Consider the following 8,603-nt stretch of genomic DNA (forward strand, 5'->3'; position numbering starts at 1 on the left):
CGTATCAAGGAGATCGTGACCGACTTCAATTCGACCATCATCAACGAGTTCCGCGCCAACAACGGACATGTCGAGACCGCGGGTTTCGGGAAGAACCTCGTCCTGCTGCACACCCTCGGCGCCAAGTCCGGCGAGCCGCGCATCAGTCCGCTGTTCGGGCTCGCCGACGGCGGGTCGTGGCTCGTCATCGGATCTTTCGCGGGTTCGCCGACGACGCCGGCCTGGGTGCACAACCTCCGCGCGCACCCCGACGCGGTTGCCGTCGAGGCCCCCGCTGCCGAGGGCATCGAGCGTCACGAGACGCAGGTCATCGAGATGACCGACGCCGACTGGGATGCCGCCTGGGCGAAGTTCACGGCGTTCACCGATCAGTTCGTCAAGTACACCGAGACCGCCCAGGGACGGAAGTTCCCGATCTTCCGGCTGACCCCGAAAGCCTGAGCCCGACACCCGGTCGCGGCACCGCGCCGGCCGGTCGTCGTCGCTCTACTCTGGGCAGGGTGTTCGAGGTTGGCGAATGCGTGGCCGGCTTCACCATCGACGAGTTCCTCGGCGGAGGTGCGAGCGCGGATGTCTTCCGTGCCCATCGCGACGACGGCAGCGGGCCGGTCGCGCTCAAAGTGCTGCACCCGAACGCCGCCGATCATGCCCGCGTCCGCGAACGGTTCGAGCGCGAGTTCGGGATCGCGTCGCTTCTCGACCACCCGCACATCGTCCGGATGCGGGCTCACGGCGAGATCGCCGCGCCCCCCGGCTCTCTCGGGTCCCGCCACCTCCCGTCGATGTGGCTCGCGATGCAGTACGCCGCCGGCCCGGCGGCCACCGCCCTCGTCCCCCGCGACGACGAGGAGCCCGACGTGGACACGATCCTGCGTGTCGCCGGGCAGATCGCCGACGCCCTCGACTACGCGCACGGGCAGGAGATCCTCCACCGCGACGTCAAACCCGCCAACATCCTGCTGTCCCGACCTCTCGGCATCCGCGCAGCCGAACCCGACGTCGCCACCCCCGTCGACGCCTACCTCTCCGATTTCGGGATCGCCCAATTCCTCGACGACACAAGGCCACTCGCCCGCAACGGGCGGGTCCAGGGTTCCATCGGGTACGCCTCGCCGGAACTGCTTCAAGCACAGCGTCTTTCCCCGGCCAGCGACAACTACTCGTTCGCGTGCAGCCTCGTCGAACTGTTCACCGGCGAACCGCCGTATCCGCGTCACACGTCCTTCGCGATCACCTACGCACACATCAACGACGACCCGCCGCGCCTGACGCGGCGTCGTCCATGGCTTCCGTCGGCGATGGATTCGATCTTCGCGAAGGCGCTCGCGAAGTCGCCTCAGGACCGCTATCCGACGTGCACGGATCTCGTCGACATCCTGGTCCGCCTCATGCGGGACGTGCCGGTCCCCGAGCCGACCCGCTCACGATGGTGGGGACGCCCGCGACATCCCTGACCGACCTCGTCCGGATCAGGCGTCGTCGATCCCGTAGACGCGAATCGCGGTGTCGCGGAGGATGCGTCGCAACGCCTCGTCGCCCCACTGGGACACGCAGTCGACGAGCGCGCCGACGAGGACGTCGACCGCCGCGTTCGGACGGTCGATCGGATAGTTGGAGCCGAACATGATCCGATCCGAACCGAAGTGGGACACAACGTGTTCGACGAACGGGCCGATCATCTCGGCCAGCGTCGCCTGTCCGCCGATGTTTCCCCATCGTTCGTGGCCGTAGCCGAGGACCGGCATCGCCAGTCCGGAAAGCTTCACCACCACATTGCGATACGACGCCAGCGTGGTCATGCGCTCGCGCCACAGTCGCCAGATGTCCGCGCGCGCCGCGGCCGTCGCGCCGGTACGCGTCCCGATCGGCCCGAACACACCGGCGGGCATCCCGAAGTGGTCGAGGACGATCGTCGTGTCGGGGTACTCCCGCGCCAGCACGATGACGTCGTAGAGCTGATGGGAGTAGACCGCCGCCTCGAAGACGAGTTTGCGCGCGGCCAGCTCCGCGAACCCGTCGAGGAAGGAGGCCGACGACAGGATGTTGTCGGCGTCGCCGCCGTCGCGGACCCGCGGGTCGGGATGCCGGGTCGCCACCAGGCGAACACCCCGGACCAGCGACGAGACCGCCAACTGCTGATCGAGGATCTCGCCGAAGTCCCGGTCGCGCGGATCGCCGTGGGCGACGATCGCCCCCAGTCTCGGCGCGTCGGCCTGCCCGAACGGAAGGTGCAACAGGTAACGCGTCTCCTCCAGGGCGGTGTTGTGGGCGGAGGACTGCTCCCCCGCCGGCAGAGCTTTGCGCCAGTGCGACTCGACGTGCACGACGGTGTCGATGGGCACCCCCACCACCGTCGACACGAGTGCGGCGTCGGTGGCGTACTGCCGGGGTTCGTAGGGTCGCGCGACCGTTCGCGGTGTCAGCACGAACTCGCGGTCGGCGCGCGAGGCGATGAGAGGAAAGGCGCGGTCCCCCAATCGGGGGACGAACCCGTACAGCCGCGACGAACGAGTTGCCGCCCACGGAGTATGCCGCGGATTCCAGTGCTGCACATGCGCGTCGACGATGGCCGGGAGGACACCGTCGAGGGACGTCATGTTGGTACCTTGCCACACCGGATCACAGTCCGACATACGATGACGGATCCTGAATTCCGTGCCGTCGAAGACTAGTGTTGATCTCTTGGAACAGGCGGGGGAACGAACGTCGACGGAGGTTGTCCAGAGAGAATGGCGAGCCACTCACGCCACACGCTGCATCAGCTGCGAACAGCGGTGAACCGGCAGCCCGACCGGTTCGTGACCAACGTCTACACCCGGATGTTCGCGATCGATCCCGACCTCCGGGACCTGTTCGGCGTCTCGATGGCCGCACAGCAGATCGCCTTCCATCGCGTGATCGACCACGTCCTCGAAGCCATCCCCGCGGAATCCGGTCACACCGACCTCGTCGAGTTCCTCGCCCAGCTCGGTCGCGACCACCGCAAGTTCGGGGTCGAACCCGAGCACTACCACGTGATGTACACGGCCCTCATGGGTGAGTTCGCCAGTTTGATGGAGGGGTACTGGGACTCCGAGGCCCAGCAGACGGTCTCGCAGGCGATGATGCTCGTCACCGGGGTGATGCGCGGAGCGGCCGAGACCGCCACACATCCCGCGCGGTGGACGGCGGAGGTCGTCGAGAAGTACCGCATCAGCCGCGACCTGGCCGTCGTGCGACTCATCGCACACGCGCCGCTGACGTTCATCGCCGGTCAGTACCTCGAGGTCCACATCCCGCAGTGGCCGAAGCAGTGGCGCAACTTCTCGCCGTCGATCCCGCCGAATCCGGCCGGTGAGCTGGAGTTCCACGTCCGGGCGATCAAAGGTGGAACGGTCAGTCCCGCGATCGTCAGCGAGACCAGCGTCGGAGATGTCTGGACGCTGTCCCAGAGTCACGGGACGCTGCACGTCGACCGGGATCAGCCCGTCCTGATGGTCGCCGGCGGTACCGGCCTCGCCCCGCTGCGTGCGCTCCTCATCGAGATGTCCAAGCGCGCGGACTCACCGCCGACGCACATCTTCTACGGCATGCGTTATCCCGGCGAGCTCTACGACCTCAGCGTGCTGCGGCGGATCGCCTCCACCAACCCGTGGCTACAGGTCACCGCGGTCTCAGAGGAGGAGCAGGACCCGTGGTGGATCACCGCGGTCGCGACGCCGGCCGAACTGGGGATCGACCACAAGATCGGCACACTCGCCGACGTCGTCGCCGACGCCGGGAACTGGGCGGACCACCAGGTGCTCATCGCCGGATCGGCTCAGATGATCGAGGCGACCAGACGCAAACTCATCATCGTCGGGGTCCGCGCGAGCCGCATCCAGCACGACCCCGTGTACTGACCGCGGGCCGGCGTCAGGGCGCCGGCGATCCTGCGGCGGGCACCTCGACCGTGGTCGTCTCGGTCTCGGTGATGGTGAACGGCCCCGGGATCTCCTCGGTCACCGTCGTCGTCCGGGTGACCGGGCGCGGCGCGCTGGTGACCGTCGTCGTGCGGGCCCTCTCGGTCTCGGTCTCGATCCGGGTGACCGTCTTCGCGTCGGCGGTGATCGTGACGGCCGCGGGTGTCTCGGTGACCGTCACGGGAGCCGGTTCCGGGGTGTCGCCCTCGGCGGCCAGGAGCAGCGTCAGTCCGACCGCGCCGAGGAACACCGCGGCGCCGATCGCGGCGCCGACGAACCACCAGCGTCGTCCGGTCGACACCCGCGGGGCCGGGGTCGGGGCGGAGAGTGCCACCAGGGCGGCGTCGGCCGCGCCGATCGCGGACGCAAGAGGCGGGTTGTCTGCGACGGTGACGGGCCGCTGGGCAGCGTATTCGAAGGCCGGGGCGATACCCGGCATCTCTGCGCCGGGCCCGACCACGATGATCGAGGTGAGGTCGCGACCGCGCGGCAGCTTGGCGACCGCGGCCGCCAGCGCCGACGCCCCGTCCGGATCGGTGACGGGCGCGAGCCGGTGGGTGGTGAAATCGGCTGTTCCGAGGACCGCCCCCGAGGTCGTGTCGACCGTCGCCACCGTCGTACCGGACGCCGGTGCGGCCTCCCGATCGAGATCCACGACCGCGACGACGCCTCCACGGGTGGCATGAGTGCACGCGATCTCGGCGAGTGCCGAGGCGTAACCGGTGACGACGACACGGTCGTGCCAGGATTCGGCGGCGCCACTCGACCCGAAGGCCTGTGACAGGTGCTTGCGGACGTCCTCGCGGGACACGGAGACACCGATCAGGTCGACGACGACGGGCACCGAATCGACCAGCTCGACGATCGCGGCCTCTACCGCGGGAGCCGACGGATCAGGCAGGTCGACGAGGTTGCTGGCCAGGATGTGGCCATCGGCGTCGCGCACCACGGATGCGATCTGATCGTCCACGACGGATATCCCGAGAACCACGGATCCGGGCAGTCCCCCACTCGCCGGATCTTGGGTCATCGTCACCTCCACATCGACATTTGCCCATGCAGCCTAACGGCTGGGGCCGAATCTGTGGCAGCCGGACCGTCGGTGGTACCCCGTCAGACCGAGTCGGCGGGATGCTGGGTGTACGCGGCGTCGCGTACCGCCTCGTCGGTCTCCAACCCGGCACCGAGCGCACCGCCGACCGTGGCGAGTGAGCAGGTCAGCCAAGCCACCTCCAGGTAGTCGGTGATCCCGGGGTCGTGGGCGAGCGCGTCGCCGAAGACCTGCGGGACCACCAGGCACAGCGCGCCGACGGCCGAGAGGGCGAAGAGAGCGGCGTAGAGGGCCGCGACCCCGAGCACGACGGTGATGACCGTGACGGTGTTGAACAGGACGATCTGTTCGCGCGCCTGCCGCGACGAACCCCGCTCCCACAAGTTGGCGCCGATGATCAGGGTGGCAGTGATGGCGACGATCGAGCCGACGGCGACGCCGGTGAGTCGGACCCATCCGAAGGTATCCGCGAGCAGCCAGATGTCGGCGGTCACGAGCGCGAAGACGCCGGCGGCGATGGCGCCGGTGAGCGCGCGGGTCAGTCCGAGCGCGAGGCGCCACGGCCGGTTGGCGCGGACCATGCCGAAGAGGAGCCGGAGATTGCCGGTCAGCACCCGGGCGGTGAAGGCGGTGCCCTCGTCGTCGGTGTCGGTGCCGAGCTGGCGGACGCGGTGTCGTAGTGGCGACTTCGAGGGAGACTTCCCGTGTTGCCGGAGGTCGTCGGCGTCGGCACCGAGGAGCTGGCCGATGAGACCGGTGACGGTGGTGCGCGCACGCTGTCGCAGCCCGGTCGGGCCGAGGGCGGGTACCGACAGCACCGCGACGCCGTGCACCGCGTTCGCGTGAGCGACGACGGGACGCCTTCCCACGTGCAGGGGCAGGTCGGTCAGGCACACCACCAGATCCCATTCACGTTCGAGGAGAACGTCTCTCGCGGCGTCGACGATCTGGGCGTCGGTCGCCGGCGGCTGCACCACCGTCGCCTCGACGACCTCGACCTGCCACCGGGCCCCGGGGTAGGTCGTCTGCACGTGCTCGAGCAGGTCCGCGTCGACGAGTTTGCGGGCCAGCCCGATCGGCTGCCCGGGTGCGGCCACGACTCCGAGTACGACGACGGCTTCCGCGTCGGGTTGTGACGTCTCGTCCTCGAACTCCATGGGGTGGGCTTCCTTTCGCGGCCGCCCGGGGACGGCCTGATCAGGCGGTGAAGGTCTCGATCAGGGTGTGCTGTTCGACGGTCGACCGGGTCGGCATACCCGGCGAGGTTCAGCCGAATCGATTCGCGAGCGCCCGCAACGTGCCCTCGATACCCTGACCGTTCTTCTTGTCGTAGCCGATCAGCTCCATGATCTTCGGGAACTTGAGCGTGGAGTAGTCGAAGGTCTCGGTGACCTGCGTGGTCGTCGGCGACGTGGCGACGAGCTCCCAACGCCAGTGATGGCCCATGGGGTGCTTCCACTCGACGACGCGGTCGGTGTCGACGTCGGTCGCGGTGGAGGTGATCGTGTACGGAACACCGAACTGCTTCATCCCGACGCTGAATCGCGCGCCGGGGGTGAGCTTTTCCGGACCCTTGACAGGCGTGTCCCGCACCGTCCCCGAACCGTCCAGTTCGGGATGACGATGCGGGTTGGCGATGAGAGCGAAGACCTCGGCAGCCGGTGCGTCGACGACGATGCGCCGTGAAACGCGGTGCGGGCCCGTGTCAACGGTGGTGACGGTGTCGGAAGCCATACCTCCAAGGTACGCGGGACCTACCGGTCTCCCTGACGGAACGAGCCGGACCGTTCAGTCGCCGGAGCGTTTCCGCCGCGGCTGCCACACGACGAGGGCATTGGTCCGGGGCACCGGGACGAGCTCGCCCCCGCGACGATTCCGCGACGCAGCGACCTCGTCGGAGAGCTCACGGACACGCTGCTGCAGCGCCTCGACCTGATTGCTCAGGTCGATGATCCGTTTGATCCCTGCGAGGTTGACGCCCTCCTCCTGCGAGAGACGCTGGATCTCACGCAGGAGGTCGACGTCGCGAGACGAGTAGCGGCGACCGCCGCCGCTCGTGCGTTGCGGGGTGACCAGACCGAGACGGTCATAGGTCCGCAGGGTCTGGGCGTGCATGCCGGCGAGCTCGGCGGCCACCGAGATCATGAAGGTCGCGCCGTCGGCGTCGAAGTTCTTCTGACCGGCCATGACTCACTTCCCCCAGTTCGCCCGTGGATCGAAACCGCTTGCCCGCTCGGCCTGATCGTAGGCGCGCATCGCCTCGATCGCAGCGTCGTCGAGCTTGTCCGGCACCGCGACCTTGACCGTCACCAGCAGGTCGCCTGCACCGCCGGACCGCTTGGGGACGCCGCGGCCGCGCACGCGGAGCGTGCGGCCGTCGGTGGTGTTCGGCGGGATCTTGACCCCGACTGAGCCCTCGAGTGTCGGTACCGACACCGTCGCGCCGAGAACCAGTTCCGAGATCCGAACCGGGAGCTGCACCCGAAGGTCGTTGCCGCTGCGCGTGAACTGCTTGTGCGGCGTGACGTGGACGACGACGTAGAGGTCGCCCGACGGCGCTCCGCGACGTCCGGCCTCGCCCTGGCCGGCCAGCCGGATCCGTTGTCCGTCTTCGACTCCGGCCGGGATACGCACGTTGATGGTGCGCGTCCGGTTCTTGACTCCGCTGCCGGAGCAGTCGGTGCACGGGTCGTCGATCCGCGAGCCGGTGCCCTGGCAGTCCTGGCAGGGTTCGCTGAACCCGAAGGCACCCTGGTTGCGGCTGACGAAGCCGGAGCCGTTGCAATTGGGGCACACTCGCGGGCTGGTGCCGGGCTTGGCACCCGACCCGTGACAGGTGGTGCACGGGGACGGGCTGGTCACCCGCAGCGGGACCGTCGTGCCGAGCGCCGCGTCCTTGAAGGACAGCGTCGTCTCGGTTTCGAGGTCCTTGCCGCGACGGGGACGGCTGGCCGTCGATGTGCGTTGGGATCCGCCGCCCCGGTTGAAGAGTCCGTCGAAGATGTCGCCGAATCCGCCACCGCCGCCGGCCTGACCGCCGCCGAACAGGTCGCCGAGGTCGAAGTCGCCGCCGGTCGTGTACGTCGTACCGCCGCCGGGGAAACCGCCGCCCGGGAACCCGTTGCCGCCACCGCGGAATCGTCCGCCGGCGAACATCGCACGGGTCTCGTCGTACTCCTTGCGCTTCTCCGGATCGCTCAGCACGCTGTGGGCTTCGGACACCCGCTTGAAGCGCTCTTCGGCCGCGGAATCGCCGGGATTGGCATCCGGGTGCAGCTCGCGTGCGAGCTTGCGATAGGCCTTCTTGATCTCTTCAGCCGAAGCGTCAGAAGCAACGCCCAGGTCCTTGTAGAAGTCGTGTTCCAACCACTCACGTTGTGGAGCCACCAGACGTCACCTCCTTCAAGTCTTCTGTTGTCTGGATGGGTATTTCAGTTGTATTCGTGTTCGTACTCTCACCGGAGAGCCCTGAGGTGCGAGTCGAGAGCCACCCGCCCCCTGAGGTGCGAGCGGAGAGCCACCCGCCCCCTGAGGTGCGAGCGGAGCGAGCCACGAAGGGTTCCTCGCCCTTCGTGGGGCGGCGCGTGGGCTGCTCGCCCCCCCGGGGTCGG

Annotated in this window: 9 protein-coding genes; 3 read left to right on the plus strand and 6 right to left on the minus strand. The window is 68.5% G+C overall.

Annotation, left to right across the window (positions count from 1 at the left end; all coding sequences use genetic code 11):
• Nucleotides 1-15 precede the first annotated feature (15 nt).
• Complete coding sequence (locus M1L58_RS09570) at nucleotides 16-441, plus strand: nitroreductase/quinone reductase family protein (protein ID WP_248658717.1); 426 nt, start codon at nucleotides 16-18, stop codon at nucleotides 439-441.
• Nucleotides 442-500: 59 nt separating this feature from the next.
• Complete coding sequence (locus M1L58_RS09575; protein WP_248658718.1) at nucleotides 501-1,454, plus strand: serine/threonine-protein kinase; 954 nt, start codon at nucleotides 501-503, stop codon at nucleotides 1,452-1,454.
• 15 nt (nucleotides 1,455-1,469) lie between these two features.
• Here M1L58_RS09575 and M1L58_RS09580 read toward each other — a convergent pair whose 3' ends face one another.
• A complete protein-coding gene (locus M1L58_RS09580; RefSeq protein WP_248658719.1) occupies nucleotides 1,470-2,597 on the minus strand; it encodes an amidohydrolase family protein in 1,128 nt (375 codons plus the stop codon).
• Between the two features lie 132 nt (nucleotides 2,598-2,729).
• Between M1L58_RS09580 and M1L58_RS09585 the strand changes: the two genes are divergently transcribed.
• Complete coding sequence (locus M1L58_RS09585; protein ID WP_248658720.1) at nucleotides 2,730-3,881, plus strand: FAD-binding oxidoreductase; 1,152 nt, start codon at nucleotides 2,730-2,732, stop codon at nucleotides 3,879-3,881.
• Between the two features lie 13 nt (nucleotides 3,882-3,894).
• Here M1L58_RS09585 and M1L58_RS09590 read toward each other — a convergent pair whose 3' ends face one another.
• The 5 genes from M1L58_RS09590 to dnaJ form a co-directional block, all read right to left on the minus strand.
• The gene (locus M1L58_RS09590; protein WP_248658721.1) at nucleotides 3,895-4,971 is read right to left on the minus strand and encodes a hypothetical protein; all 1,077 of its coding nucleotides are present in this window, start codon (nucleotides 4,969-4,971) and stop codon (nucleotides 3,895-3,897) included.
• Nucleotides 4,972-5,054: 83 nt separating this feature from the next.
• Entirely contained in the window at nucleotides 5,055-6,149 is a 1,095-nt protein-coding gene (locus M1L58_RS09595) for a hypothetical protein (protein ID WP_248658722.1), read from the minus strand.
• Between the two features lie 109 nt (nucleotides 6,150-6,258).
• Entirely contained in the window at nucleotides 6,259-6,726 is a 468-nt protein-coding gene (locus M1L58_RS09600) for an SRPBCC family protein (RefSeq protein WP_005195170.1), read from the minus strand.
• A gap of 54 nt (nucleotides 6,727-6,780) precedes the next feature.
• Nucleotides 6,781-7,179 carry a heat shock protein transcriptional repressor HspR gene (locus tag M1L58_RS09605; RefSeq protein ID WP_005195171.1) on the minus strand — a complete coding sequence of 133 codons (399 nt, stop codon included), beginning with the start codon at nucleotides 7,177-7,179 and terminating at the stop codon, nucleotides 6,781-6,783.
• 3 nt (nucleotides 7,180-7,182) lie between these two features.
• On the minus strand, nucleotides 7,183-8,379 hold the full coding sequence (gene dnaJ / locus M1L58_RS09610) for a molecular chaperone DnaJ (RefSeq protein ID WP_006868929.1): 1,197 nt from the start codon (nucleotides 8,377-8,379) through the stop codon (nucleotides 7,183-7,185).
• Nucleotides 8,380-8,603 lie beyond the last annotated feature (224 nt).

The organism is Gordonia sp. C13, from assembly GCF_023218005.1.
GTDB classification, from domain to species: Bacteria; Actinomycetota; Actinomycetes; order Mycobacteriales; family Mycobacteriaceae; genus Gordonia; species Gordonia namibiensis.

What these genes read in the sequence shown, in the direction of transcription:
- M1L58_RS09605 (WP_005195171.1), bottom strand. Translation starts at nt 7,179, where the DNA reads ATGGCCGGTCAGAAGAACTTCGACGCCGACGGCGCGACCTTCATGATC.
- M1L58_RS09600 (WP_005195170.1), bottom strand. Translation starts at nt 6,726, where the DNA reads ATGGCTTCCGACACCGTCACCACCGTTGACACGGGCCCGCACCGCGTT.
- M1L58_RS09595 (WP_248658722.1), bottom strand. Translation starts at nt 6,149, where the DNA reads ATGGAGTTCGAGGACGAGACGTCACAACCCGACGCGGAAGCCGTCGTC.
- M1L58_RS09585 (WP_248658720.1), top strand. Translation starts at nt 2,730, where the DNA reads ATGGCGAGCCACTCACGCCACACGCTGCATCAGCTGCGAACAGCGGTG.
- M1L58_RS09590 (WP_248658721.1), bottom strand. Translation starts at nt 4,971, where the DNA reads ATGACCCAAGATCCGGCGAGTGGGGGACTGCCCGGATCCGTGGTTCTC.
- M1L58_RS09580 (WP_248658719.1), bottom strand. Translation starts at nt 2,597, where the DNA reads ATGACGTCCCTCGACGGTGTCCTCCCGGCCATCGTCGACGCGCATGTG.